The 26,065-nt window shown below is 72.2% G+C and carries 25 protein-coding genes; 12 read left to right on the top strand and 13 right to left on the bottom strand.

Features of this window, described 5'->3' with window-relative positions; genetic code table 11:
* Positions 1-16 precede the first annotated feature (16 nt).
* Complete coding sequence (locus ACFP2E_RS10795; RefSeq protein WP_378524570.1) at positions 17-931, top strand: ABC transporter ATP-binding protein; 915 nt, start codon at positions 17-19, stop codon at positions 929-931.
* Positions 932-944: 13 nt separating this feature from the next.
* Positions 945-1,679 carry an ABC transporter permease subunit gene (locus ACFP2E_RS10790; protein WP_378524571.1) on the top strand — a complete coding sequence of 245 codons (735 nt, stop codon included), beginning with the start codon at positions 945-947 and terminating at the stop codon, positions 1,677-1,679.
* Here ACFP2E_RS10790 and ACFP2E_RS10785 read toward each other — a convergent pair.
* Entirely contained in the window at positions 1,663-2,421 is a 759-nt protein-coding gene (locus tag ACFP2E_RS10785) for a hypothetical protein (RefSeq protein WP_378524572.1), read from the bottom strand. The two genes, ACFP2E_RS10790 and ACFP2E_RS10785, sit on opposite strands and share 17 nt — an antisense overlap.
* A gap of 171 nt (positions 2,422-2,592) precedes the next feature.
* Here ACFP2E_RS10785 and ACFP2E_RS10780 point away from each other — a divergent pair, with 171 nt between their 5' ends.
* Positions 2,593-2,772 (top strand): hypothetical protein, encoded by a 180-nt coding sequence (locus tag ACFP2E_RS10780; protein WP_378524573.1) that lies wholly within the window; start codon positions 2,593-2,595, stop codon positions 2,770-2,772.
* A gap of 25 nt (positions 2,773-2,797) precedes the next feature.
* Here ACFP2E_RS10780 and ACFP2E_RS10775 read toward each other — a convergent pair whose 3' ends face one another.
* The 5 genes from ACFP2E_RS10775 to dnaB form a co-directional block, all read right to left on the bottom strand.
* Positions 2,798-3,208, bottom strand: coding sequence for a TIGR03618 family F420-dependent PPOX class oxidoreductase (locus ACFP2E_RS10775; RefSeq protein ID WP_378524574.1), 411 nt, complete (start codon positions 3,206-3,208; stop codon positions 2,798-2,800).
* A gap of 171 nt (positions 3,209-3,379) precedes the next feature.
* The gene (locus tag ACFP2E_RS10770) at positions 3,380-3,682 is read right to left on the bottom strand and encodes a DUF1330 domain-containing protein (protein ID WP_378524575.1); all 303 of its coding nucleotides are present in this window, start codon (positions 3,680-3,682) and stop codon (positions 3,380-3,382) included.
* Entirely contained in the window at positions 3,679-4,692 is a 1,014-nt protein-coding gene (locus ACFP2E_RS10765) for a zinc-binding alcohol dehydrogenase family protein (RefSeq protein WP_378524576.1), read from the bottom strand. The genes ACFP2E_RS10770 and ACFP2E_RS10765 overlap by 4 nt, the downstream gene beginning before the upstream one ends.
* Positions 4,693-4,753: 61 nt before the next feature.
* A complete protein-coding gene (locus tag ACFP2E_RS10760; RefSeq protein ID WP_378524578.1) occupies positions 4,754-5,179 on the bottom strand; it encodes a hypothetical protein in 426 nt (141 codons plus the stop codon).
* Positions 5,180-5,313: 134 nt separating this feature from the next.
* Entirely contained in the window at positions 5,314-6,618 is a 1,305-nt protein-coding gene (gene dnaB, locus ACFP2E_RS10755; RefSeq protein WP_378524670.1) for a replicative DNA helicase, read from the bottom strand.
* Between the two features lie 629 nt (positions 6,619-7,247).
* Between dnaB and ACFP2E_RS10750 the strand changes: the two genes are divergently transcribed.
* Both ACFP2E_RS10750 and ACFP2E_RS10745 read left to right on the top strand, forming a co-directional pair.
* A complete protein-coding gene (locus ACFP2E_RS10750) occupies positions 7,248-8,609 on the top strand; it encodes an MATE family efflux transporter (RefSeq protein WP_378524579.1) in 1,362 nt (453 codons plus the stop codon).
* 65 nt (positions 8,610-8,674) lie between these two features.
* Positions 8,675-9,223, top strand: coding sequence for a hypothetical protein (locus ACFP2E_RS10745; protein ID WP_378524580.1), 549 nt, complete (start codon positions 8,675-8,677; stop codon positions 9,221-9,223).
* 98 nt (positions 9,224-9,321) lie between these two features.
* On the opposite strand, the gene rplI is transcribed toward ACFP2E_RS10745, so the two are convergent.
* The 4 genes from rplI to rpsF form a co-directional block, all read right to left on the bottom strand.
* A complete protein-coding gene (gene rplI / locus ACFP2E_RS10740) occupies positions 9,322-9,768 on the bottom strand; it encodes a 50S ribosomal protein L9 (RefSeq protein WP_378524581.1) in 447 nt (148 codons plus the stop codon).
* A gap of 14 nt (positions 9,769-9,782) precedes the next feature.
* Complete coding sequence (gene rpsR / locus ACFP2E_RS10735; RefSeq protein ID WP_348857806.1) at positions 9,783-10,019, bottom strand: 30S ribosomal protein S18; 237 nt, start codon at positions 10,017-10,019, stop codon at positions 9,783-9,785.
* Between the two features lie 98 nt (positions 10,020-10,117).
* Positions 10,118-10,657: a single-stranded DNA-binding protein gene (locus tag ACFP2E_RS10730; RefSeq protein WP_378524582.1), complete on the bottom strand. Its 540-nt coding sequence runs from the start codon at positions 10,655-10,657 to the stop codon at positions 10,118-10,120.
* Between the two features lie 89 nt (positions 10,658-10,746).
* On the bottom strand, positions 10,747-11,034 hold the full coding sequence (rpsF, locus tag ACFP2E_RS10725; protein WP_378524671.1) for a 30S ribosomal protein S6: 288 nt from the start codon (positions 11,032-11,034) through the stop codon (positions 10,747-10,749).
* Between the two features lie 211 nt (positions 11,035-11,245).
* On the opposite strand from rpsF, the gene ACFP2E_RS10720 reads away from it, so the two are divergent.
* The 4 genes from ACFP2E_RS10720 to ACFP2E_RS10705 all read left to right on the top strand — a co-directional run bounded on the left by ACFP2E_RS10720 (position 11,246) and on the right by ACFP2E_RS10705 (position 15,348).
* Positions 11,246-12,238: a threonine dehydratase gene (locus ACFP2E_RS10720; RefSeq protein ID WP_378524583.1), complete on the top strand. Its 993-nt coding sequence runs from the start codon at positions 11,246-11,248 to the stop codon at positions 12,236-12,238.
* Positions 12,235-13,029 carry a deoxyribonuclease IV gene (locus ACFP2E_RS10715; protein WP_378524584.1) on the top strand — a complete coding sequence of 265 codons (795 nt, stop codon included), beginning with the start codon at positions 12,235-12,237 and terminating at the stop codon, positions 13,027-13,029. The genes ACFP2E_RS10720 and ACFP2E_RS10715 overlap by 4 nt, the downstream gene beginning before the upstream one ends.
* A 95-nt stretch (positions 13,030-13,124) precedes the next feature.
* Positions 13,125-14,273, top strand: coding sequence for a lipid II:glycine glycyltransferase FemX (locus ACFP2E_RS10710; RefSeq protein ID WP_378524585.1), 1,149 nt, complete (start codon positions 13,125-13,127; stop codon positions 14,271-14,273).
* A gap of 7 nt (positions 14,274-14,280) precedes the next feature.
* A complete protein-coding gene (locus tag ACFP2E_RS10705; protein ID WP_378524586.1) occupies positions 14,281-15,348 on the top strand; it encodes an alanine racemase in 1,068 nt (355 codons plus the stop codon).
* Here ACFP2E_RS10705 and ACFP2E_RS10700 read toward each other — a convergent pair.
* The gene (locus ACFP2E_RS10700; protein WP_378524587.1) at positions 15,309-16,766 is read right to left on the bottom strand and encodes a glycosyltransferase family 87 protein; all 1,458 of its coding nucleotides are present in this window, start codon (positions 16,764-16,766) and stop codon (positions 15,309-15,311) included. The two genes, ACFP2E_RS10705 and ACFP2E_RS10700, sit on opposite strands and share 40 nt — an antisense overlap.
* Positions 16,763-19,036 (bottom strand): transglycosylase domain-containing protein, encoded by a 2,274-nt coding sequence (locus ACFP2E_RS10695; RefSeq protein ID WP_378524588.1) that lies wholly within the window; start codon positions 19,034-19,036, stop codon positions 16,763-16,765. The genes ACFP2E_RS10700 and ACFP2E_RS10695 overlap by 4 nt, the downstream gene beginning before the upstream one ends.
* Positions 19,037-19,209: 173 nt before the next feature.
* Here ACFP2E_RS10695 and ACFP2E_RS10690 point away from each other — a divergent pair, with 173 nt between their 5' ends.
* The 3 genes from ACFP2E_RS10690 (at position 19,210) to ACFP2E_RS10680 (ending at position 25,425) form a co-directional block, all read left to right on the top strand.
* Positions 19,210-19,839, top strand: coding sequence for a PadR family transcriptional regulator (locus ACFP2E_RS10690; RefSeq protein ID WP_378524589.1), 630 nt, complete (start codon positions 19,210-19,212; stop codon positions 19,837-19,839).
* Between the two features lie 17 nt (positions 19,840-19,856).
* The gene (locus tag ACFP2E_RS10685) at positions 19,857-20,930 is read left to right on the top strand and encodes an inositol-3-phosphate synthase (protein WP_378524590.1); all 1,074 of its coding nucleotides are present in this window, start codon (positions 19,857-19,859) and stop codon (positions 20,928-20,930) included.
* Between the two features lie 226 nt (positions 20,931-21,156).
* Positions 21,157-25,425, top strand: coding sequence for a PKD domain-containing protein (locus ACFP2E_RS10680; protein WP_378524591.1), 4,269 nt, complete (start codon positions 21,157-21,159; stop codon positions 25,423-25,425).
* 87 nt (positions 25,426-25,512) lie between these two features.
* On the opposite strand, the gene ACFP2E_RS10675 is transcribed toward ACFP2E_RS10680, so the two are convergent.
* A complete protein-coding gene (locus ACFP2E_RS10675) occupies positions 25,513-25,986 on the bottom strand; it encodes an SRPBCC family protein (protein WP_378524592.1) in 474 nt (157 codons plus the stop codon).
* Positions 25,987-26,065: the final 79 nt, after the last annotated feature.

The raw sequence follows: 26,065 nt of genomic DNA, 5'->3' as shown, positions 1-26,065 counted from the left end.
CCCGCATGAGGCGCCCATGAGTCGTGTCGAGCTCGACCACGTGTCGCGGTGGTACCGCAACGTCGTCGCGGTCAACGACGTCTCGATGACCATCGGCCCGGGCGTCACCGGGCTCCTCGGACCCAACGGCGCCGGGAAGTCCACGCTCATCGCGCTGATGTCGGGCTTCCTCGCGCCGTCGACCGGCACCGTCACCCTCGACGGCGAGCCGCTGTGGCGCAACGAGCGCGTCTACGCCCGGATCGGCCTCGTCCCCGAGCGGGAGGCGCTCTTCGACTACCTCACCGGCCGGCAGTTCGTGGTCGCGAACGCCGAGCTCCACGGCCTCGCCGACCCCGGCGCGGCGGCGCAGCGGGCGATCGGCCTGGTCGAGATGGACGAGGCGCAGAACCGCACCATCTCGACGTACTCCAAGGGGATGCGGCAGCGGATCAAGATGGCCTCGGCGCTCGTGCACGACCCCGGGGTGCTGCTGCTCGACGAGCCCTTCAACGGCATGGACCCGCGGCAGCGGCTGCAGCTGATGGACCTGCTGCGCCGGATGGGCGCCGAGGGCCGCACGGTGCTGTTCAGCTCCCACATCCTCGAGGAGGTCGAGCAGGTCGCCCGCCAGATCGAGGTGGTCGTCGCCGGCCGGCACGCCGCCTCCGGCGACTTCGGGGCGATCCGCCGGCTGATGACCGACCGGCCCAACCGGTTCGTGCTGCGCAGCTCCGACGACCGGCTGCTGGCCTCGGTGCTGCTGGGCGACCCGTCGGTGCGCAGCGCCCGGCTGCGCGGCGAGGGCGGGATCGAGCTCGAGGCCTCCGACTTCGGCCGGTTCAGCGAGGTGCTGCCCCGGCTCGCCCGGCAGCACGGCGTACGGCTGCTCGAGGTGAGTCCCACCGACGAGTCGCTCGAGAGCGTCTTCGCCTACCTGGTGTCGGCGTGAGGAGGGTGGCGGCATGAGCGGGGTGACGGTGGTCCACCGCACGGTGCTGCGGATCGGGGTCCGCAGCGTCTTCGGCCGCCGCCGCGGGGCGCTGCTGGCGGTGCTCCCGGTCGTGCTCGTCGGCCTCGCGGCGCTGGTGCGGGTGCTCGTGGGCCGCGACCCGACGGCCGCCCAGGACGTGCTCTACGCGCTCGGGCTCGCGGTGATCATGCCGCTCGTGGCGCTGCTGGCCACCAGCGGCGTGCTCGCGCCCGAGCTCGACGACGGCTCCATCTCCTACCTCCTGGCGAAGCCCGTCCCGCGGCACGCCATCGTGCTGAGCAAGCTGCTCGTCGCCGTCGCCTGCGTCGTGCTGTTCGCCGTGCTGCCGGTGCTCGCCGCCGGGCTGGTGCTGCTCGCCGACGTGCCCGAGCTGGCGCTCGGCTTCGCCCTCGGGGCGCTGACCGGCGGCGTCGCCTACTGCGCCCTCTTCGCGTGGCTCTCCGTGCTGACCCGGCACGCCGTCGTGGTCGGCCTCGTCTACCTGCTGATCTGGGAGGGGCTCCTCGGCGGGCTCCTCGACGGCGTGCGCTGGTTGAGCCTGACCCGGTGGGCGGGCGCGGTGGCCCAACAGGTGGCGCCCGGGTTCGAGGTCGTCGACGACCTCGGCACGACGTACGCCGTGACGGCGACCGCCGTCGTCGTGGTGCTCGGGACCTGGCTGACCGCTCAGCGGCTCCGGGGCTTCAACCTCACCGGCGACGAGTAACCGCGGGAGGAGCAGCCTCCGCGGCCGGGGCCTCGGCGTCGGGAGCCGCCTCGGCGCGCTCGTCCTCCTGGAGCCGGCGGGCCGCGCCGATCGCGACCTCGAGGAGCTCGCGCAGCCGCGCGTCGGGGGCCGACGCCGCCTCCGCGGTGCCGACCGCGGCGGCCTTCATCACCGCGGGCGCGGACCTCGTGGCGAACCGCTCCACCCCGATCGGCCGGTTCACGTCGAAGCGCTCGAGCCACGACAGCGCCCACGGCACCCGGGCGAGCGCCGCCTCGATGTCCTCCTCCCGCGGCAGCGACAGCGGCCCGACCTCCTCGCGCAGCTGGCGCACCCGCACCAGCCCGGCCGCCAGCGCCCGCTGCGACGGCTCGGCCGCGTCCGGCAGCGCCCACACCGCTACCTGCCCGGTGAACCCGACGACCCAGCGGCGGCCGCCCCCGTTCAGCCCGACCACGGACGGCACCAGCACCGCCAGCCGGGACCGGCCGGCGTCGGTCGTCAGGTCGTTGACCATCCGCGCGAGGTGGCCGAGCAACGGGTGCGTGCAGCCGGGGTGGTCGCTCCACCGCTCGCCGCCGAGGACGGAGGCCATCTCCATGAAGCAGGCCCCCTTCGCCGGTGATCGGTGCTTCCCGCGCGAGAGCACGGGCAGGGACTCGGGGACCCGCAGGTCCGCCGCGAGCACCTGCTCGGCCAGCGCGTCGTGGGACGAGGACGGGGAACGACGACCACGGAGCATGGAGACCACCTCGGTTCGGGCTCTTCGTCCAGCATGCGCCGCGATCCCGGCTGAGCAAAGGGGCGTGGGCCCAACGGCCCGATCCCGGGGCCCTCGGGACCTGCCGCACCGCCATCCGGACGGTCAGCGTGGAGGTGTCCCGGAGCGGACGGGGACGAGAGGGAGGTCGGCATGGCCAAGTCGGGCGGGAACGGCGGCGGCAGCGCCCTCTACGGCCTGGGCATCTTCGGCGCCTGGGTCTGGTACTTCCGCGCCGCGGACGGCTTCTGGGAGTACGTCTGGGCCTTCTTCCAGGGCATCTTCTGGCCGGCGTTCATGGTCTACGAGGGCTTCGCCGCCCTGAACCGCTGACCCGTCGAGGAGATTCCCTGCCGGATCAGCCGGCCCGGTCGGGGCCCGCCTGGGTGGCCGTGATGCGGAGCAGCACCCGCTGCTCCTCCTCCATGGTGCGGCGGTACTCGTCCCAGTCGTCGTGGTCCCGGCCGGCCGCCTGGCGGTAGTAGTCGACCAGCGGCTCCATGGCCTCGGGGAGGCTGACCACCTCGGTCTCGCCCTCGACGTAGTACCAGCTGCCGAAGAACTTGTCGGTGAAGACGCAGACCTGCGCCCACGGGTCGCGGCGCAGGTTCTTCGTCTTGTACGCCGTCTCCCGGCTGCTCACGACGAACCGGCCCTCGTCGTCGACGGCGACCAGCACCGGGCTCTGCTGGATCCCACTGCTCGTCCGGGTGGCGAGCACCGCCCGGTGGTGGCGGCGAACGAACTCCCGGGCGCGCTCGATGTCCATGCCTCCAGTGTGCAGCTGAGCCGGCGGCCGTGCTGAGTTGTGCGCAACCGCAGGTCCGCGGCGGGTCTGCACCTGCGGTTGCGCACACGGGTCACACGAATCCCCGGATAGCCGGGGATCGCGACAGCCGCCCGGCTGGCCAGCCGCCCGCGCAGGGCGGCGAGGTCCCGGTCAGCCGGGCGGGCCGAGCTCGACGATGAACGCGGCCCGCGGCACGGTCGCGGCCAGCCGCTCGGGCAGCAGCGCCTGGTAGGCGGCGGAGCCGTAGCGGGCCTCGGCCGCGGCCCGGCTCGGGTACTCGATGACCACCGTGCGGTTGCCGGTCTCGGTTCCCTCGGGGAGCGCGACCGTCTCCTGCGTCGAGGCGAGCAGGCGGCCGTCGTCGCCGAGGATCGCGTCCGAGGCGGCCACCCGGTAGGAGTCGAGCCGCTCGGCGTCCAGCACGTCGTAGTTGAGGACGAGCAGCGCCCTCATCGGACGGCCCCGAGGTCGAGGACCACCTTGCCGACGCGGTCGGGCGCGTCGAGCCGCTCGTACGCCGCGGCGATGTCGCCCAGCGGGAAGACCGAGTCGACGACGGGGACCCAGCCGTGGGCCTTGACGTGGTCCAGCAGATCGGCGAGGTCGCGCGGGCTGCCCATCGAGGAGCCGAGGATGTCGACCTGCTTCCAGTAGACCGACTGCACCCGCAGCGACCCTGTCGGGCTGGCGGCCTTCCCGACGACGACCAGCCGGCCGGCCGGCCGCAGCGCGTCGACGAGGGGCTGCCACAGCGCGCCGGTGGGGTCGAGCGCCAGGTCGGCGCCGCCTCCGACCGCCTCACGCAGGTCGTCCGCGAACCGGCCGCTCGTGCGGTCGACGGCCGCGGCTGCCCCCAGCGCCAGTGCCTCCTTCTCCTTGTCGGACGAGGAGGTGACCGCGACGACCCGGGCGCCCAGCGAGGCCGCGATCCGGACCGCCGTGCTGCCCACCCCGGACGAGGCAGCAGCCACGACGACGGTCTCGCCGTCGCGGAGCCCGCCCCGGGTCACCAGGGCCCGCCACGCCGTGATGCCGGCCATCGGCAGCGCGGCCGCCTCGGTGAAGGTCAGGTGCTCGGGCTTGGCCACGACGTTCTCGGCAGGCACGACGACGTGCTCGGCGTGGGTGCCGTGGGTCGGCGAGCCGAGGATCTCGTAGTCGGCGGACGGGTACCGGTCGTCCTCGCCCCAGAAGAGCGAGGGCGAGACGACGACCTCGTCGCCGACCGACACCCCGCGGGCCACGCCGGTGCCGACGGCGTCAACCACGCCGGCGCCGTCGGAGCCGAAGATCGCGCCCGGCGCCTCGTCCTCCCGGGCCGCCAGCATCATCGCGTCGAGCCGGTTCAGCGCCGCGGCGTGGAGCCGGACCCGCACCCAACCCGCGGGGGGCTCGGGGGTGGGCACCTCGGTGACGGTGACGGGGGGTTGGGTCGGCAGGTGGCCGACGACGGCAGCTCGCATGCGCAGCGCAACGCGGTCGCGCGGTCGGCGATTCCTCGCCGTGGGAGCTGACTGGACCGGGTCAGGCGGCGCCGCGGACGCGCGCGACGGTGTCGGCGGTGCGGCGCGCGAGGTCCTGCACGGCGGCGACGTAGCCGTCGACGGCGACCAGCAGCTGCGCCCGGAGGGCGGCGGTGTCGGCGTCGACCATCGGTCGCGCCGCGTCCTCGACGCGGGCCACCGCGTCGGCGAGCCAGACGAGCTGGTCGCGCACGGCGTCGGTCATGCCCTCGGTGACCGCGTCGTCGCGGCTCACCACGGCGTGGCCGAGGCTGCGGGCCGCGTTGACGAGGCGCCGGGCGTCGCGCGGCGCGCCCGTGGCGACGATCGTGCCGGCCTCGACCAGCAGGTAGCGGTGGCCGACGTGGCGGCTGACCAGCTCGTGGGCGGCCAGCTGCGCCTCGTCGGCGGCGGTCCACCGGAGGAGCCAGGCCGGTCGCGGGAGCATCGTCGTCGTCACACCCGTCCAACGACGCCCCCGGGCCGGGGTCACCGCCGGTCTGGACCGCACGGCCACGCGGACCGGCGCGGCCGCGGTGTGCCGGAGCAGGTCGGCAGCGCCGACCCTGGCCGCAGCCGGCATCAGTGGGCCATGTCGACGAAGCGGCTGTAGTGGCCCTGGAAGGCCACCGTGATGTCGCGGGTGGGACCGTTCCGGTGCTTGGCCACGATCAGGTCCGCCTCGCCGGGCCGCGTCGACTCCTTCTCGTAGACGTCGTCGCGGTGGAGCAGGATCACCATGTCGGCGTCCTGCTCGATCGAGCCCGACTCACGCAGGTCCGACATCATCGGGCGCTTGTCGCCTCGCTGCTCCGGCCCACGGTTGAGCTGGGAGAGCGCGATGATCGGGATCTCGAGCTCCTTGGCGAGCAGCTTGATCTGACGCGAGAACTCCGAGACCTCGAGCTGGCGCGACTCGACCTTCTTGCCCGACGACATCAGCTGGAGGTAGTCGATGACGCACAGCTTGAGGTCGTGGCGCTGCTTGAGCCGCCGCGCCTTGGCGCGGATCTCCATCATCGTCATGTTCGGCGAGTCGTCGATGAACATCGGCGCCGAGGAGACCTCGCCCATCTTGCGGGCGAGCTTGGCCCAGTCGTCGTCGTTCATGTTGCCGTTGCGGATGTGGTTGAGCGGCACCTTCGCCTCGGCGGAGAGCAGGCGCATCGTGATCTCCGAGCGCGTCATCTCCAGGCTGAAGAAGCAGGTCGTGAGGTTGTTGTGGATCGACGCCGCGCGGCACAGGTCGAGAGCCAGCGTGGACTTACCCATGGCGGGACGGGCCGCGACGATGATCATCTGGCCGGAGTGGAGGCCGTTGGTGAGCTCGTCGAGGTCGGCGAAGCCGGTGGGGACGCCGTAGAGCCCGGCCTCGCGGGTGGAGATCGCCTCGATCTCGTCGAGGACACCGTCCATGATGTCCGACAGCGGGGCGTAGTCCTCGCCGGAGCGCTTGTCCGCGATCTTGTAGACCTCTGCCTGAGCCTGGTCGACGACGTCGTCGACCTGGCCCTCGCCGGCGTAGCCGATCTGGACGATCTTGGTGCCGGCGTCGACGAGCCGGCGCAGGATCGCCTTCTCGCGGACGATCTCGGCGTAGTAGCCGGCGTTGGCGGCGATCGGCACGTTGGCCGACAGGGTGTGGAGGTACGGCGCGCCGCCCACCCGCTGCAGGTCGCCCCGTCGCTGGATCTCCGCCGCCACGGTCACGGGGTCGGCCGGCTCGCCGCGGCCGTAGAGGTCGATGATCGCGTCGTAGATCAGCTCGTGGGCGGGCCGGTAGAAGTCGACGCCACGGATGGTCTCGGTGACGTCGGCGATGGCGTCCTTGGACAGCAGCATCGCGCCGAGCACGCTCTGCTCGGCCGCGTTGTCCTGAGGCGGCATCCGGTCGTTCGGGCGCGACGGCGCCTCGCCCGGCTCGTAGGCGGCCGGGCCGTCGCCCCACTCGTCGTACGGCGGCTCCGACAGCCCCGGCGTCCCGGACGCATCGTGGTCGGTGACGCTCACTGGTGCCTCCTCGTCCCGGGCCGATGGTGTCCCGGACGCTAGGCCGGAGCACCGACACCACCCGTCCGGATGGCCGTCCGGATGGTCCCCGGCGTCCACCCCACCTGGGACGCCGACCGCAGGACCGTACGACCCGGTCCGGCGTGTCGCGAAGCCACGCATCCACAGGGGGCTGGGGATAACCGGCCCGGACCCGTGGACGACGCCGCAGAACGTGTGCACATGCTGGGGAAGCAGCTGTGGAAAATGCCTGGGCCGATCCCGCGATAGGGCCGCTGACCTGCGGAAACGCTCGTCCACCGGTGTGGAGCGAAAATTGTTCGCGGATCCGGCCGTTCACCCGGCCGTCACCCCGTCGTCGGCGGTCCCTTTGTCGACATGGCGCTGTTTCCCGGGCTGTGTCCCCAGATATCAACAGGTCATGCACAAGCCCGGAAGGACTAGTCAGGTGAGGATCACCACCTGTGAATGGTCGTTACCCACCTAGTCTGGCTAGTCTGCCGGGCGTGGCCGCCCCCGATCCCCGGCGGCACGACCGCGAGATCGTCCGGCTCGCCGTGCCCGCCTTCCTCGCCCTCGTCGCCGAGCCGCTCTTCCTGCTCACCGACGCCGCGATCGTCGGCCACCTCGGCACCGCCCCGCTGGCCGGGCTCGGCATCGCCGCCGCGGTGCTGCAGACGGCGGTCGGGTTGTGCATCTTCCTCGCCTACGGCACCACCGCGTCCGTGGCCCGGCGCCTCGGCTCCGGCGACCGGCGCGGCGCCCTCGCCCAGGGGATCGACGGGGTCTGGCTGGCCGTCCTGATCGGGACGGTGGCCACCGTCCTCGGCGTCCTGCTCACCGACCCGCTCGTCGCCGCCTTCCGTCCCGAGCCCGCCGTGGCCGAGCCGGCCACCACCTACCTGCGCATCGCGTTCCTCGGCACCACCCCGCTGCTGGTCATGCTGGCGACCACCGGCGTGCTGCGCGGCCTGCAGGACACCCGCACCCCGCTGGTCGTCGCGGTCGCCGGCAACGCGCTCAACGCCGTGCTCAACGTGGCGCTCGTCCACGGGGTCGGACCCGTTCCCGCCCTCGGCGTCGCCGGCGCCGCCTGGGGCTCGGTGGCCGCCCAGGTGGCCAGCGCCGTCGTGCTGCTGCTGGTGGTCGTGCGCGCCGCCCGCCGGGAGGGCGCACCCCTGACGCCGGACCTCCCCGGCATCCGCACGGCCGCGCGGGCCGCGGTCGCGCTGGTCGTGCGGACCCTGACCCTGCGCGCCGCGCTGCTCGTCACGACGTACGCCGTCACCGCGGGCAGTGCTGACGGGGGCGCCGGCTCGCAGGCCGTGGACGTCGCCGCCCACCAGCTGGCGCTCACGCTGTGGACCTTCCTCGCCTTCGCCCTCGACGCGATCGCCATCGCCGCGCAGGCGATCACCGGTCGCCATCTCGGCGCAGGCGACGTCGACGCCACCCGCACGGTGACGGCCCGGATGGTGCGCTGGGGGCTGCTGAGCGGCGTGGTGACCGGCGCGCTGCTCGCCCTGGCGAGCCCGTGGCTCGGCCCGTTGTTCGTCGACGACCCCGCCGTGCACGAGGCGCTGGTGCCGGTGCTGCTGGTCGCGGCGCTGGGGCAGCCGGTCGCCGGGGTGGTCTTCGTCCTCGACGGCGTTCTCATCGGCGCGGGCGACGGCAGCTACCTGGCGTGGGGCGGGCTGCTGACGCTGGTCGCCTACGCGCCGGTCGCCCTCGCCGCCGTCGCCCTGGGCGGCGGGCTGCTCACGGTGTGGGTCGCGCTGACCGCGGTCTTCATGGGCGCCCGGCTCGTGGTGCTGCTCCACCGCGCCCGGGGCGAGGCGTGGCTGGTCACCGGGGCCGTCCGGGTCTGACCGGGGCCGGCGGACGGGCCCGATAGCCGCGCGCGGGGGCCGGCAGGCGTGGGATCATCGGCGCCATGCGGCCCCTCCAGTCCATCGCCATGGGTCTGGTGGTCATCGGGCTCCGGGCCGACCTGGCCGGCTACGACCTGCTGCCGGACCCGCTCGGCTGGGTGCTGGTGCTCGCCGGGGTCGCCGCGGTGACGCTACCGGCGGCCCGGCGCACCGCCCTCCTCGCCACGGCACTGCTGGCGGCGCTGGTCTCGGTGCCGCTGTGGCTGCCCGGGGCCGTCGACCGGCTCGACGTGGTGCACCCGTCGCTCGTCTGGGCGGCCAACCTCCCGCAGCTCGGCTTCACCGTGCTGCTGTGCCTCACCCTCGCGAACGAGGCGGCCGAGAGCGGCGACCGGCACGCGGTCGCGTGGCTGCGCACCACCGCGTCGATCTTCGTCGTCGTCGCGCTGCTGCCGGTGGTCGTCTTCGGCGGCGGGGTCGCCTCGCTCGAGGTGCCGTCCTACCTCGCGGCCACGCTCGCACTGCTGCTGCTGGTCTGGCTGCTGTTCACCTACGCGCGCCGCCCGTGGGTCGTGCCCGCGGAGCCGCCGCAGTCGCTGCGCTCCACCTGAGCCCTCGCCCGGGAGACGCCCGGGCCCGCCCCGGGAACGCGACGAGGGCCGCCCCTCCCGGAGGAGGAACGGCCCTCGTGGAGCTCGCGCAGGAGCGGTCAGGCGGGGATCACGTTGAGGGCCACCGTGGCGGACACCTCGTCGTGCAGCTTGACCGACACCTCGTGGGCGCCGAGCGACTTGATCGGGTTCTTGACAGCGATCGTGCGCTTGTCGACCGACTGGCCCGAGGTCTCCTGCAGCGCGTCGGCGATCTCGGAGACGGTGACCGCACCGAACAGGCGGCCACCCTCACCGGCGCGCACCTTGACGCTGACCGGCTGGGCCTCGAGCTTCTTCTTGATCTCGACGGCGGAGTCGTGGTCGCGGACCGCGCGGGAGGCGCGGGCGGCCTTGATCGACTCGACGGTCTTCTCGGCACCGCGGGTCCAGCGGATCGCGACACCGCGCGGCACGAGGTAGTTGCGGCCGTAGCCGTCCTTGACCTCGACCACGTCGCCGGGGGCGCCGAGGCCGGTCACTTCCTGGGTGAGGATCAGCTTCATCGTGTCTGCTCCTCTCAGCGACCGGTCGAGGTGTAGGGCAGCAGGGCGAGCTCGCGGGCGTTCTTGACGGCGGTCGCCACGTCGCGCTGGTGCTGGACGCAGTTGCCGGTCACCCGACGGGCGCGGATCTTGCCGCGGTCCGAGATGAACTTGCGGAGCAGGGCGGTGTCCTTGTAGTCGACACCGGTCGCCTTCTCCTTGCAGAACTGGCAAACCTTCTTCTTCGGCTTGCGAATCACTGCCTTGGCCATTGTGGTGCTCTCCTTACGAGCCCGGCCGGAGCCGGAATGGTTTCAGGTTTCGGTTGGACAGGTCCGCCGCGTCGCACGCTCGGCGGCGGGCCGGTGGATCAGAACGGAGGCTCGTCCGAGCCGACGCCGGGGGCACCCCACGGGTCGGGAGCGCCGCCACCCTGGGCGCCGCCGGCAGGAGCCTGCGCCGCGGGCGTGGCCCACGGGTCGTCCTGCTGGCTGCCGCCACCCTGCTGGGGGGCGCCGCCGCCGTATCCGCCGCCCCCGCCGGAGCGGGAGGCGCGGGAGACCTTGGCGGTGGCGTACTTGAGCGAGGGGCCGACCTCTTCGACGTCGATCTCGAAGACGGTGCGCTTCTCACCCTCGCGGGTCTCGTACTGCCGGGACTTCAGGCGACCCTGCACCACGACGCGCATCCCCTTCTGGAGGGACTCCGCGACGTTCTCCGCGGCCTGGCGCCAGACCGAGCAGGAGAGGAAGAGGGCGTCGCCGTCCTTCCACTCGTTCGTCTGCCGGTCGAAGGTGCGCGGCGTGGACGCGATCCGGAAGTTCGCCACGGCCGCACCCGAGGGGGTGAAGCGCAGCTCCGGGTCGTCGACCAGGTTGCCGACCACGGTGATGACGGTCTCGCCTGCCATGTCAGGTCTCCCTTGTCAGATCCATCGGTACGTCGGGGCACATGCTGTCGTGTGCCACCGACAGAGGGAAGTGGTGCTCCACAACCCGCTCAGACGGCGGGGCGGAGGACCTTCGTGCGCAGGATCGACTCGTTCAGCGTGAGCTGCCGGTCGAACTCCTTGACCGTCGCCGGCTCGGCGGCGATCGAGATCACGGCGTAGATGCCCTCGGCGTTCTTCTTGATCTCGTAGGCCAGACGGCGACGTCCCCAGACGTCGACCTTCTCGACCGTGCCGCCATCCTTGCGGATGACGTTGAGGTACTTGTCCAGCGAGGACTCGACGGTGCGCTCGTCGATGCTCGGCTCGAGGATGACCATCACTTCATAGGCACGCAAAGCGGTCTCCACCTCCTTCGGACCAGGGGCCACGGTCTCTCCGTGGCAGGAGGGCTGTGCGTCCCCCACCGGTCCACGAGGAGCCGGCGGGGTGTCCCCGCGACCGGTCCCCGTCGGTGGGGTGGGCGCAGAGAACGCCCCAAGATAGCAGCGGCGGCGCGGCGCTCCCCAATCCTCCGCAGCCCTTCCCCGGACTCCCCCAGGGGGAGTCGTGGGTATCGTCGCCGACGTGCTGACCCACGACGACCTCGACCAGGCGCGACACCGGGTCCGCGCCCACCTCGGCCGCACCCCGGCTCGGCGCTGGCCGCTGCTCGAGGAGGTCACCGGCACCGAGACCTGGGTCAAGCACGAGAACCACAACCCCACCGGCGCCTTCAAGGTCCGCGGCGGGCTGAACTTCGTGGCCCGGTTGCTCGACGAGCAGCCCGACGTCCCCGGCCTCGTCGCCGCCACCCGGGGCAACCACGGCCAGAGCGTCGCGTACGCCGGCGCCGCGGCCGGACTGCCCGTCACCATCGTGGTGCCGCACGGCAACTCGCCCGACAAGAACGCCGCCATGGCCGGGTTCGAGGCCGACGTCGTGGTGCACGGGCGCGACTACCAGGAGGCCCGCGAGCACGCCCAGCACCTCGCGCAGGAGCGCGGTCTCGTCGTGGTGCCACCGTTCCACCCGTGGCTGGTGGCCGGCGTCGCCACCGCGGCCGAGGAGCTGCACCAGGACGTGCCCGGCCTCGACACCGTCTACGTCCCGGTCGGCATGGGCAGCGGCATCTGCGCGCAGGTGGCCGTCCGGGACCTGCTCGGTGCCGCCACGGAGGTCGTCGGCGTCGTCTCCGAGCAGGCGCCGGCGTACGCGCTGAGCTTCGAGGCGCACCGTCCCGTCACGACAGACTCCGCCGACACGTTCGTGGACGGGGTCGCCTGCCGGGTCCCCGACCCGGACGCGCTCTCGGTCATCTGCGCGGGCGCGTCCCGGTTCGTCCGGGCCTCCGAGGAGCGGGCCGAGGAGGCGATGGCACTCATGTACGGCGCCACCCACAACCTCGCCGAGCCGGCAGGGTCGTTCGCCCTGGCCGGGCTGCTCACCGACCTCGCCGAGGACCCCGACCGGGTGCGCGGGCGCCGGGTCGCGGTCGTCCACACCGGCGGCAACGCCGACTTCCCGATCCTGCGACGGGTCATGGAGACTCACCGGCCATGAGCACCCGCATCGGCGCCCACGTCGACCAGTCCGACCCGATCGCCGAGGCCGCCGCCCGGGAGATGCCGCTCGTGCAGTTCTTCCTCGGCGACCCGCAGGGCTACAAGGGCCCGGAGATCCACTACCCGGGTGGCGCCGCGGCGCTGCGCGCGGCCGCGGAGGAGGCCGGCGTCGACCTGTACGTCCACGCGCCGTACATCATCAACGTCGCCACCACGAACAACCGGATCCGGATCCCGAGCCGCAAGCTGCTCCAGCAGCACATGGACGCCGCCGCCGAGATTGGCGCCAAGGGCCTCATCGTCCACGGTGGCCATGTCAACGAGGCCGATGATCCTACGAAGGGCTTCGACAACTGGCGCAAGGCCGTCGAGGCCACCGACATCAAGGTCCCGCTGCTCATCGAGAACACCGCCGGCGGCGACAACGCGATGACCCGCCACCTCGAGCGGATCTCCGGGGTGTGGGCCGCCATCGGGAGCGCCGAGGGCGCCGACATGGTCGGCTTCTGCCTCGACACCTGCCACGCCCACGCCGGCGGCAACGCGCTGGAGACCGTCGTCGACGACGTACGCCGGATCACCGGCCGGATCGACCTCGTCCACTGCAACGACAGCCGCGACGCCTTCGACTCGGGCGCCGACCGGCACGCCAGCCTGGGCGCCGGCCAGGTCGACCCCGACCTGCTCGCGGCGGTCGTGCGCGACGCGGCCGCGCCGGTCGTGCTGGAGACCCCCGGAGGCCCGGACGAGCACCGCGCGGACGTGGCCTGGCTCCGCGAGCGCCTCTAGGCGCGCGGCGCCCGCGTGTCTGACCCCTCACACTCCGCGCCTGCCACGCCGGTTCCACGTGGAACCACGCTCGGCGCCCCCGCTAGCCTCGGACCGTGACTCACCCCGACCGCCCGACCGACCTGTCCGTGCGCGTCATCAGCGAGGACGAGCACCTCCGGTTGATCCGCAGCCGGGAGTCCGCCAGCTTCCTGCAGACCCCGGCCTGGGGCCGCGTGAAGTCCGAGTGGCGCCGCGAGTCGCTCGGCTGGTTCCGCGACGGCGAGCTCGTGGGCGCCGCGCTGGTGCTCTACCGCCAGCTGCCGAAGGTGAAGCGCTACCTGGCCTACCTCCCCGAGGGCCCGGTCATCGACTGGGACACCGACGACCTCGCCGCCTGGCTCTCCCCGCTCACGGCGCACCTCAAGGCGCAGGGCGCGTTCGGCGTGCGCATGGGCCCGCCCGTCGTGACCCGCCGCTGGAGCGCGGCGCAGGTCAAGGAGGGCATCGCCGACGAGTCCGTGCGCCGCCTCGACGACGTCGCGCCCCTCGAGCGCAGCAGCGCCGGCGCCCGCGTCGTGTCCCAGCTGCGCGAGCTCGGCTGGCAGCTGCAGGGCGCCGAGGGCGGCTTCGCGGCCGGCCAGCCGCAGTACAACTTCCAGATCCCGCTGCGCGACGCCGACGGCTCCCCGCGCACCGAGGACGACGTCCTCAAGGGCATGAACCAGCTGTGGCGGCGCAACATCAAGAAGGCCGCCAAGTCAGGCGTCGAGGTCACCACCGGCGGCCGCGACGACCTCAAGCTCTTCCACGACCTCTACGTCCACACCGCCGAGCGCGACGACTTCACCCCGCGGCCGCTGTCCTACTTCGAGGTGATGCACGACGCGCTCACCGCCGAGGAGCCCGACCGGTTCCAGATCTGGCTGGCCCGCCACGAGGGCGACCTGGTCGCCGCCACCATCGCGGTCCGGGTCGGCGCCCACGCCTGGTACTCCTACGGCGCCTCCTCCACCGACAAGCGCGAGGTGCGCGGCTCGAACGCCGTGCAGTGGGCGATGATCCAGGCTTCGCTCGCCGCGGGAGCCGCGGTCTACGACCTGCGCGGCATCACCGACACCCTCGACCCCGACGACCCGCACGTCGGGCTGATCCAGTTCAAGGTCGGCACCGGCGGCGAGGCGGTCGAGTACGCCGGCGAGTGGGACCTGCCGCTGCGCCCGCTGCTCTACAAGGCCTTCGACCTGTACATGAAGCGGCGGTGACGGAGCGATGAGCCTGACCCTCAGGGTCGACGGTGCCCGGTGGCGCGACCACCTGTCCCGGGTGGCCGACGAGATGCCCGGCCTGACGCCGGTCATCAAGGGCAACGGCTACGGCTTCGGCGTCGGCCGCCTCGCCCGCAAGGCGCAGTGGCTGCACGACCGCGGCCACGGCGTCGACACCATCGCGGTCGGCACCTACGAGGAGCTGCCCGAGGTGGCCACCCGGTTCGCCGGCGACCTCCTCGTGCTCACGCCGTACCGCCCCTTCGGCGCGGCCACCGAGCTGCCGGCCGACGTCGCGCGCCGGGTGGTGCACACCGTCAGCCGGCTCGAGGACCTCGACGACCTGCTCCGCCGCGACCCGTCCGCCCGGTTCGTGCTCGAGCGGCTCACCAGCATGCGCCGCCACGGCCTGAGCGCCCGCGACCTGCGGACCGCCGGCGAGCGGGTCCGCGGCCGCGCCGGCCAGCTGATGGGGGTCGCCGTCCACCTGCCGCTCGGCCACGGCTCCCACCTCGACGAGGTCACCCGGCTGATGACCGACGTCGTCGCGGCCGACCTGCCGACCTCACGCGTCTGGATCAGCCACCTGACCCGCGACGAGCTCGCCACCCTCCGCGCGTCGTACGCCGACTACGAGCTCCGGCCGCGCGTCGGCACCGACCTGTGGCTCGGCGACCGCGCGGCGATGCGGGTGACCGCGACCGTCCTCGACGTGCACGAGGGCGCGCGCGGCGACGTCTTCGGGTACCGCGGCCGGCGGCTGCCCGCGCCCGGGCACCTGCTCGTCGTCAGCGGCGGCACCGCCCACGGCATCGGCCTGGAGTCCCCCATGGGCGAGTCCAGCCTGCGCTCCCGGCTCGCCACGGTCGCCCGCGGCGGCCTCGACGCGGTGGGCGTCGTCCGTTCGCCGTTCAGCGTCGACGGCAAGCCGCGACTCTTCGCCGAGCCGCCGCACATGCAGGCCTCGATGCTGTTCCTGCCGCAGGGGTCCCGCGTCCCCGTGGTCGGCGACGAGCTGGACGTCCGGGTCCGCTACACCGCGACCTGGTTCGACCGCGTCGTGCTCGACTGAGGCCCCGGCCCGGACGAGAGGGACCTCGGCGGCCGGTCGACCGGGTCCAGCTCCGGCCGCAGCACGTCGCGCGCGACGAGCACCACGAGGTAGAGCTCGCCGGCCATCCGCAGCACGATCGCCAGCCAGTAGAAGCCTGCGTCACCGCCGCCGGCCGGGGCGAGGTGGCCGCCGAGGTACCACCACACCGACGCGAAGTAGAGGATCTCCGTCGACTGCCACACGGCCTGGTCGCGCCAGCGCGGCCGCGCCATCGCCGCCAGCGGAAGCAGCCACAGGACGTACTGCGGCGAGTAGACCTTGTTGACCAGCAGGAACCCGGCGACGACGAGGAAGGCGAGCTGCGCGAACCGCGGCGAGGCCGGCGCCTTCAGGCCGACCACCAGCACCCCGAGGCACCACACCGCGAGGAACAGCCACGAGACGTCGTTGATGGTTCCGGGCTCGAAGCTGGTGTCCAGCGCCTGCTCGAGGACCAGCCAGATCGATCCGAGGTCGGCGCCGCGGTCGGCATTGAAGGTCCAGAACACCCGCCACTCGTCCCGGCCGGTGACGTATGCCGGCAGGTTGGCCGCCAGCCACGCCACCAGCGCCGCGGCGGTCGCGGTCGCGAAGTCGCGCATCCGCCGGTCGCGGAAGCAGATCACCAGCAGCGGGCCGAGCAGGAACAGCGGGAAGAGCTTGGTCGCGGTGCCCAGCCCGATCAGGACGCCGGTCAGGACGGGCCGGTCGCGCGCCCACGCCCACAGCGCCCCCGCGACCAGCACGATCACGAGCAGGTCCCAGTTGACGAGGGCGTTCAGGGCGAGGACCGGCGCCGCGGCGAAGATCGCGGCGTCCCACGGCCGGCGCGGGTTCACGCCGGTGAGGAACCAGGCGGCCAGCAGGCCCGCCACCGCGAACCCGAGCGCGTTGACCACCACGAAGTAGCGGACCTCCTTCGCGACCTCCTCACCCGAGAAGAGCGCCTCGGCCCGCTGCGCGTACCGGGACGCCAGGTCCGGCGACCCGTTCCACCAGTGGGTCACCCAGGCGCTGGCCCACGCGTAGTAGGAGATGCCGACGGGGTACTCCATGACGTCGTACCGCGCCCGCACCTGGGGGTCGTCGGAGTAGGGCCAGCTCAGCTCGGCGAACCCGCGCCCGGTGTAGAGGTACGGCAGGTCCGAGTAGCACATGTGGGTGTAGCGGCTCTCGCCGTCCTGCCAGTTGTCGGCGTAGCAGCTGCTCTTCTGCAGCAGGCCGAGGGCGAGGCAGACCGCCGCCAGCGCGAGCACGACGCGCACCGGGGTCCACCACCGGTGCCGGCCCGCGCGGGTCCCGGCCGGGCCGCCGACCGCGCCGCTCGCAGCGGCGACGACCGGGTCGTCCACCGTGGGGTGGACCAGCGGGTCGCGGTCGGCCGCGGGGCGGGTCACTCCTGCGAGCCGACCCGCCGACGGCCGTTGTTGCCGCCGCCGTTGCCGCCGCCGGGCCCGGTGCTGCTGCCGTTGGTCGGCGACGACGACCCGCTCGGGCTCGGGGACTCGCTCGGGCAGTTCTGCAGCAGCTGGCAGTCGTCGGTCGGCGTGGGCTGCGGCGGCTTCGTCTCGGACGGCTCCTCCGAGGGCTCCTCGGTGGGCTTCTGCGACGGCGTCTTGCTCGGCGACGGCTGCTTCGTCGGCGAGGGCGGCGGCGTGTACGGCTCGTGACCCGAGGTCGGCGCCTCGCCGTCGACGTACGCCGGGGGCGGGAACTCCTCGATCGGCAGCCCCTCCATCGCGCGCTGCATGACCGCGGTCCAGGTCTCCGCCGGGTAGGCGCCGCCGAAGTACGACGGCAGCCAGCCCTGCAGCTGCTCGTTGCCCTTGCCGCGGACGTACATGACGGCGGTGGACAGCTGCGGGGTGTAGCCGGTGAACCAGGCCGACGAGACCTCGCCCAGGCCGTTGGTCGCGGTGCCGGTCTTGCCGGCGGCGGGCCGGCCGAGCGCCTGCGCGGCGGTGCCGGAGCCGCTCTGGACGACCTGCTGGAGCGCGTAGCTGACGTCGGCGGCGATGTCGGGCTCGACGGCCTCGGAGTCGGAGACCTTGTGCTGGTAGCGGGTCTCGCCGGTGCGGTCGACGACCTTCTCGATGATGTAGGGCTCGGCGGCGCGGCCCTCGTTGGCCAGCGTGGCGTAGGCGTTGGCCATGTTGATCGGGCTCACGGTGGCGTTGCCGAGCGAGACACCGAGGATCGGCTCGAGGCCGGGCGACTCGCTGGGGAAGCCCGGCGCGCGGCGCGAGGGCGCCTTCGCCGGCGGGATGCCGAGCCGGTTCGCCGCGTCCACGATCTTCTTCGGGCCGTTCTCCATCGCCGTGGTCATGTCGATGAAGGCGGTGTTCACGGAGTTCTCGGTCGCGTCGACCATCGAGATGGCCGAGCCGTAGTCGGTGTCGCCCTGGTTCTCGAAGTCGGTGCCGTCGGGCAGCACGAGCGGGCTGTTGCCCTCGAAGGTGTCCTTGAGGGAGAAGCCGTCCTCGATCGCGGCCACCAGCGCGGCGGGCTTCATCGTCGAGCCGGCCTGGCCGCCCGCGACGGCCCAGTTGATCTGGGAGTCGAGGTAGTCCTGGCCGCCGTAGATGCCGCGGACGGCGCCCGTGCCAGGCTCCACGCTGGCCACGCCGACGTGGAGCTCCTTGTCCTTGAAGCCCTCGGGCCGGGCCTCGAGGACCCCCTGCTCGGCCGCCTGCATGTGCTTCTTGGTGAAGGTGGTGGTGACCTGGAGGCCGCCGCCCTCGATCTCGTCCTCGCTGAAGCCGAGCTTGATGAGCTCCTTGCGGACCATGTTCAGCACGTGGCCGCGCTGGCCGCCGTACTGGCTCTCCTTCTGGATCTCCGGGAACTTCGGGAGCCGCTTGGCGGCCTTGTCCGCCTGGTCGGCGCTGATCGCGCCGGTGTCGGCCATGCCCCTCAGCACGTAGCCGTAGCGCTCCTTGAGGTCGCGCTTCGCCTGCTTGCCGTTGGCCGGGTCGTACGCCGTCGGGTTGTTGAGGACCGTCGCGAGCACGGCGCTCTGGCGCAGGTTCAGGTCCTTGGCCTCGACGTCGAAGAAGGCCTTGGAGGCGGCCTGGATGCCGTAGGCGCCGCGACCGAAGTAGATGGTGTTGAGGTAGCCCTCGAGGATCTCGGACTTGCTCTGCTGCCGGTGGATCTTCAACGACAGGAACGCCTCCTTGAGCTTGCGCTCGAGGGTCCGCTCCTGGGTCAGGTAGAGGATCTTGACGTACTGCTGGGTGATCGTGGACGCACCCTGCGTGGCGTTGCCCTGGGCGTTGCTGAACGCCGCCCGGAGGATGCCCTTCGGGTCGAGGCCGCTGTCGGTCCAGAAGGAGCGGTTCTCTGCGGCGACCACGGCGTCCTGGATGCTCTGCGGCATCTCGTCGAGGGGGATCGACTCGCGGTTCTGCGTCGCGAACTGCCCGAGCTGGTTCTTGCCGTCGCTGTAGTAGACGAAGGTCGTCTGCGTCTCGAAGTCCTCGTTGGGGTCGGGGACGTCGATGGTCTGGTAGAGCACGACGAACCCGGCAACCGCGAGCAGGCTGCTGACCAGCCCTGCGACGAGGGCCCAGACCCCGGCGCGCTTCAGCTTCTGCTTGGTGGTGCGCTTCGGCTTCTGCGGCTTCTTCGTCGTCGGCGGACCGGCGGCGCGGCGCTTTCCACTCAAGGGGCGAACTCCGGGCTCGGGGACAGGGGAAGTCGTGCGCCATCGCAGACGGCACCCGCAACAGGGTACGCATGGAGCCTCAGCACGACGAGATGCCGCGACGGCGACGCTCGACACATGCGCCGACCCATTGCCCCGATCCATTGCTGGGATATATCGGTACGATAGGTCGTATGGCACGACGTGGTGAGACCATCGAGCTGGCGGTCCTGGGGCTGCTGCACGAGGGCCCCATGCACGGATACGAGCTGCGCAAGCGGCTCAACCTGATGCTCGGCTGGGGTCGGGTGCTGTCCTACGGCTCGCTCTACCCCACCCTCAAGAAGATGCTCCGCAGCTCCCTCATCGAGGAGTCCGCAGCCACCGGGGGGCCGGTCACCCGCCGCCCCCGGATCGTCTACCAGCTCACCGACGCCGGGCACCGCGAGTTCCAGCGGCTGATGTCCGAGGTCGGGCCCACGGCCTGGGAGGACGACAACTTCGACATCCGGTTCGCCTTCTTCGGGCGCACCGACATGGAGATCAGGCTGCGGGTGCTCGAGGGCCGGCGTACCCGCCTGCAGGAGCGGCTCGACCGGGTCCAGCAGCAGCTGGCGATGACCCAGAAGGAGGTCGACCGGTACGCCGCGGAGCTCCAGCGCCACGGCGTCGAGTCGGTGGAGCGGGAGGTCCGGTGGCTGTCGGACCTCATCAACGCCGAGCGGGGCCACAGCACACCAGCCACACCAGCCACACCGACAGAGCAAGAGGGCCCCGAGCCGGCGGACGATCCCGCCGGGCCCGCGGCCGATGCAACGAAGTGAAAGAGGAAGGAAACCCGATGGGTTCGGTACGAGTAGCAATCGTGGGGGTCGGGAACTGCGCGACCTCCCTCATCCAGGGCGTCGAGTACTACCGGCACGCCGACCCGTCCGGGACCGTGCCGGGTCTGATGCACGTGACCTTCGGTGACTACCACGTCTCCGACGTGGAGTTCGTGGCCGCGTTCGACGTCGACGCCAAGAAGGTCGGCTTCGACCTCGCCGACGCCACCCAGGCGTCGGAGAACAACACGATCAAGATCTGCGACGTCCCGCCGACCGGCGTGACGGTGCAGCGGGGTCCGACGCTGGACGGCCTCGGCAAGTACTACCTCGAGACCATCGAGGAGTCCGACGCGGAGCCGGTCGACGTCGTGCAGGCGCTCAAGGACGCCCGCGCCGACGTCCTCGTCTCCTACCTGCCGGTGGGCTCCGAGGAGGCGGACAAGTTCTACGCCCAGTGCGCCATCGACGCCGGTGTGGCGTTCGTGAACGCGCTGCCCGTCTTCATCGCCTCCGACCCGGTGTGGGCCAAGAAGTTCGAGGACGCCGGCGTCCCGATCGTCGGCGACGACATCAAGTCGCAGGTCGGCGCCACCATCACCCACCGGGTGCTGGCCCGCCTCTTCGAGGACCGCGGCGTGGTGCTGGACCGCACCTACCAGCTCAACGTCGGCGGCAACATGGACTTCAAGAACATGCTCGAGCGCGAGCGCCTCGAGTCGAAGAAGATCTCCAAGACCCAGGCCGTCACGTCGAACATCGACCACGACCTCGGCAGCCGCAACGTCCACATCGGCCCGTCCGACTACGTCCAGTGGCTCGACGACCGCAAGTGGGCCTACGTCCGGCTCGAGGGTCGTGCGTTCGGCGACGTCCCGCTGAACATGGAGTACAAGCTCGAGGTCTGGGACTCCCCCAACTCCGCGGGCATCATCATCGACGCCATCCGCGCGGCGAAGATCGCCAAGGACCGCGGCATCGGCGGCCCGATCATCTCGGCGTCGTCCTACCTCATGAAGTCGCCCCCGGTGCAGCTGCCGGACGACGAGGGCCGGCGCCGCGTCGAGGCTTTCATCCGCGGCGAGGAGTGAGCCGGTGACCGAGGTGCGAAGGCGCTCCGGCGCCTGAGCCTCGAGATCCCGCACCGCGCGCAGGGCGGTGACCCCGACCGGGGTCACCGCCCTTTCGCATGCCCGCAGAGACCCGTCTGGACCACCCCCACCGTCGGTTACCGGTGCGTAACCAGCCTGCGGGGCCGTCGTTGCGGGGGGCATTGCCGCCGCACGACCGTGCGGCGCTGACTCCCGAGGAACACACATGTCCCTTCGTCGATCGACGACCCTGCGGGCGGCCACCGCCACCACCGCCCTGGCCGCCGCGCTCCTCTCCGGCCTCGCGCCGTTGCCCACCGCCCAGGCGGCCGACCGCCCGGCAGTGCCTGCCTCCACGCTCGGCAAGCGCCTGGTCACCGTCCAGTTCGACCCGCAGTCGAAGACCCTCGCGCGCGGGTCGGCCTTCAAGGTCACCGGAACCGCGAGCACGGTGACCCAGGCCGTGGTCGGCCAGCCGGGCGAGGGGGTGGCCGCGTCCTTCACGCTGGCCGTCGCCGACGCCGACGGCAACGTGCTGGCCACCCAGGAGGTCACCGCCGCAGGCGACGGCTCGTTCGCGACGATGGTGCCGGGCTCGGTCACCCGCAAGCTCCCGGCGAGTGACCGACCGGTCAGCCTGGCGGTGCGCGCCCTCGACGCCTCCTACGGCGACCACGCCGCGGCGGATGCCGGCGCCGGGGGGATCACGATCGCCGCCGACGCCTTCGACCTGACCGTGGAGAACAGCTTCGTCTCCTCCGTCGGCTGGGTGAAGCCCGGCGAGTCCTACCCCTCCCGGATCATCCTCCGGAACCCACTGCTCACCCCGGTGACCGGCGCCGAGATCACCGTCACCGCCCCCCGTGGCACCTCGTTCGAGTCCGCGAGCGGTCCGGGCACCGCCTCGGTGTCGGCCCGTCGCGTGACGTGGTCCCCGGCCGCCGTCCCCGCCGGCGGCTCCTCGACCCTGGTCCTCCAGAGCGTGGCCGCGACCACCCGTGAGGAGCCCACGATCGTGTGGCGCGACCTCTCCACGACCGCCGTCCTCGAGACCGCCACCGGCAGCAGCACCGTCGTCAGCCACGGGCCCAAGGTGATCCCCCCGAGCGAGAGCTACGACAGCGCCCGCTACGGCGACCGGCCGTTCGCGGTCGTCCCGGTCAGCTACACCGACCGCGGCTACGCCGCCGGCCACGACGGCGGCAAGCTCGCGCGCAAGATCAACGACCCGGCCGTCGCCGGGTCGACGTTCAACCTCTTCCAGGAGATGTCGCTGGGGCAGCTCTTCCCGCAGGGCACCGTCCCCTCCGACGGGATCGCCACGGCCGACTTCGAGTCCTACGGCGGGGGCTTCGACTTCACGCACGTCCAGCCGGGGCAGACCTGCACCGGCGGCGCGACCTTCGCCGATGCACCGGTGCCGGCCCAGGACTCGCCGCTGTACCCCGAGCGCATCACGAACGGCGTCTACAACCTGCCCGGCAACACGGCCTACTACGGGGCGGACGCCAACGGCTCCGCCGTCGTCGGCGCGGTCGGAGGCGTCGCCGCGCTCCAGCAGATCGACAGCGGCTGCGGCCCCACCGGGAAGCTCGTCTACGACGCGGCGGCCATCGCCGACCCCGAGATCGACTACTCCGACTACGACACCGACAAGGACGGCGTCGTCGACTTCTTCATGGTCGTCTTCGCCGGCTGCGGCGGCAACGGCTCCTCCCAGCTCGGGGTGTGCACGGAAGAGCCGACCGACGCCGTGCCCTACGACAACGTGTGGCCGCACTCGTCGTCGCTGGAGTACTACTACACCGACCCCACGACCGGCCTTCCCGGGTTCACCACCGACGACCAGCTGAAGGACCTCGAGGGTCGGCCGCTGTGGTACACCGACGCGAGCCGCACCGACATGACCACGACGAACAAGGGCGACGCGCTCAAGGTTCTCGTCCGCGTGGGGCCGTACAACGTCAACCCGGAGACCGCGATCGACAAGGCGAGCGTGATCTCCCACGAGTACGGCCACTCGCTCGGCCTGCCCGACTTCTACTCGCTCGGCAGCCGTGACACCTACGGCGACTGGAACCTGATGGCGACCGACAAGTCGCAGAACATGGACGCCTACTCGCGCCAGGAGCTCGGCTGGGTGGTCCCCGAGGTCCTCGACGCCGGCACCTCGCGCATCGTCTCCGGGTTCGCGGACTCCAAGGAGGACACCGGCACCATCCGCTGGCAGACCCCCGACGGCACGCCCTACACCCTGAGGAACGGGGTGGACGGCCTGGTGCACAACAGCCAGATGTACGTCGCCAAGCTCCCCGGTCGGCAGCTGCTCGACCCGGCGGCGTTCGAGACCGGTGACAAGGCCACCGCCAAGCACGCGTGGTTCTCCGGCTCCGGCAACGACTTCGGCTGTGCGACCAACGGCGGCGGGCACAACCTCGACATCGCCATCCCCGGCCTGAAGGAGCTGCCCGCCGGCTCGACGCTGCGGCTCGACCTCAAGTCCATGTGGGACATCGAGTGGGACTACGACTACGGCTTCGTGCTGACGTCGGGCGACGGCGGCGAGACCTTCACGTCGCACCCCTCGCTCAACGACTACACGACGTCGAACGAGGGGGTCCCCGGCAACCCGAACCAGAACGCCTGCCAGGCCGCCTACGACAACGGCCTGACCGGGTCCAGCGGGAGCTACCAGGAGGGCACCACCGCCACCGACCGGGTCGGGCTGACCGACACGCCCGCCTCGGTGTTCCTGGCCGACAGCTACGACATCTCCGACCTGGTCGGCGCCGCCAGCCCGGTGCTGCGGTTCAGCTACTCCACCGACCCGGGCCTGGCCCGGCCGGGATGGTTCATCGACGACCTGAAGGTCACCGCGACCACCCCGAGCGGCCAGCGGATCCTGCTCGACACCGACCTCGAGGGCGAGGGTGGTCCGGACGACCCGCGCATCTTCAACGGTGGCTGCCGGCCGGACCTGCAGCAGGTGGGCTGCACGAAGGGCTGGAACTTCGTCAGCGCCGGCGACGAGGCGTCGTTCGACCACGCCTACTACCTCGAGATGCGGGACCGGTCGGGCTTCGACCTCGACGGACGCGGCGAGATCGACCGTGACCCGATCGACTTCGAGCCGGGCCTCTACCTCGCCTACACCGACGAGGCGCACGGCTACGGCAACGCCGGCACGGACAGCCCCCCGGCCCAGTCGCCGCTCGACGCCACCCCGGCGCCCGGCGACGACACCCCGGACCTCAGCGACGCGGCCTTCACGGCGGCGGCGGCCCGGGCGACGTACTCCGACAGCGGACGCGGGCACACCGACAACTACAGCGACCCGCGGAACACCGAGAAGGACCCGCGGTACGAGGACGAGCCGAACCCGTGGCGCTTCCGCTACGACTGCCTCTCGTTCAAGGTCCTCTCCATGAGCGGCAACGACCTCGGCCCCGAGGCCTCGGACGGCAACCTCACCGGACGGGTCCAGTTCCTGATGGGCGCCGGCTGCGGCGAGTTCGACTACGGCTACACCCCGGCACCCGACCAGGAGCCGGAGCAGCCGCCGGCCAACACCGCCCCGCGGGCGGCCGCGACGGCGACGCCGCAGACCGCCGTTGCCGGAGAGTCGGTCAGGCTCAGCGCGACCGGGAGCACGGACGCCGAGACGCCCGGCAACCTGGACTACAGCTGGGACTTCGACGACGGCGGCAGCACCAAGGACGCCGCCGGCGCCGTGGCCAGGGCGGTGTACGACGCACCCGGCACCTACGACGTCACCGTCACGGTGACCGACCCCCAGGGCCTGACCGACACGGCCACCACCCGGGTGACCGTCACCGGTGGCGGGGCGGGCAGCGTGGGCAGCACCCCGGAGGCGCTCGCTTCGGTGCTTCCCGCGGAGCCGTTCACCACCACCGAGGTGCTGCTCAGCGGCGAGGGGTCGAGCGACGCCGAGACGGCGGAGGCCGATCTCGTCTACGAGTGGGACCTCGGCGACGGCGGCAGCCCCGTCGACGCCACCGGTCGCGAGGTCCGGACCATCTTCAGCGAGCCGGGCCATCGCATCGTGAAGCTCACCGTCACCGACGGGGACGGGAACTCCGACACCGACCGGATGCGGATCCTCGTCCGTGAGCGCACGTCGTGCGCTTCGAGCGCGGTGGAGCGCCGGGGCCGCTGGCGCACCCTGGACTCCGACGAGGCGGCCGACGGCACCTACTGCGACAACGGCGGCAGGGGCACGGGACGAGACGTCATGGTCTTCTCGTTCACCGGGCCGAGCCTGGTGGTGGGCCACGGTCGCTCGGACACGGGCGGCCGCGCCAAGGTCGTCGTCGACGGAGAGCGGGTCGGCTCCCTGTCCTTCCGCCGCCGTCAGGCCGGAATGAGCCTTGGGCGTGAGCAGCAGTTCGACGGGCTCGGCGCGGGCGAGCACACCGTCCGGATCGTCGTGAAGAGGGGCTCGGCCTTCATCGAGGGGTTCATCACTCGGGGTTGACCCGGGTCCCACCAGAACGGCTGACCCGCCCGGGTTGACTCGGGCGGGTCAGTTGTTCGCGGGGGCGTCGGCGCCGCAGCGCGGGGCTCAGGCCTCGGCCTCGGCCTTGATGCCCTCGAGGGTGCGGCGCATCCCCTCCAGCAGCTCGGAGCGGAACTGCTCCTGGCCGCCGAGCACCGTCTTGGTGAGCTTGATGGAGATGTCGGAGATGCCCTGCGGGGTCTCCCGGCGCTGGGTGACCTTCGTGCCGGTGGCGGTGGGCTCGAGCTCGAAGGACCAGATCGTCTTGTTGTCCTTGACCCGGAAGGCGAAGTCGCGGTGCGGCTCGAAGCGCACCACCTTGGCGCGGGTCGGCCAGAAGAGCGGGCCGCGACGGTTGATGTTGAAGGTGCGGGTGCCGAGCTGGACCGGGCCCTTCACGAAGGTGCGCACCACCTGCGGGCTCCACGCCGCCATTCGCGGCAGGTCGGTCACGAGTGCCCACACCTGGGCGGGCGCAGCGGTGATCTCGATCGACTGCTCGAGCTGGTCGGCGGCGGGGGACGAGGGGGACGCAGTCATGCGGGCTCCTGGGTTCGGGGTCGCGCGAACCATACTGGCGGTACGACGAGCGCCCCTATGACGCAGGCCACAGGGCCGC

Source organism: Nocardioides sp. GCM10027114, assembly GCF_042659625.1.
Lineage (GTDB): Bacteria > Actinomycetota > Actinomycetes > Propionibacteriales > Nocardioidaceae > Nocardioides.
Note: the sequence above shows the minus strand (reverse complement) of the source record. Positions and strands in the feature narration are given on the sequence as shown.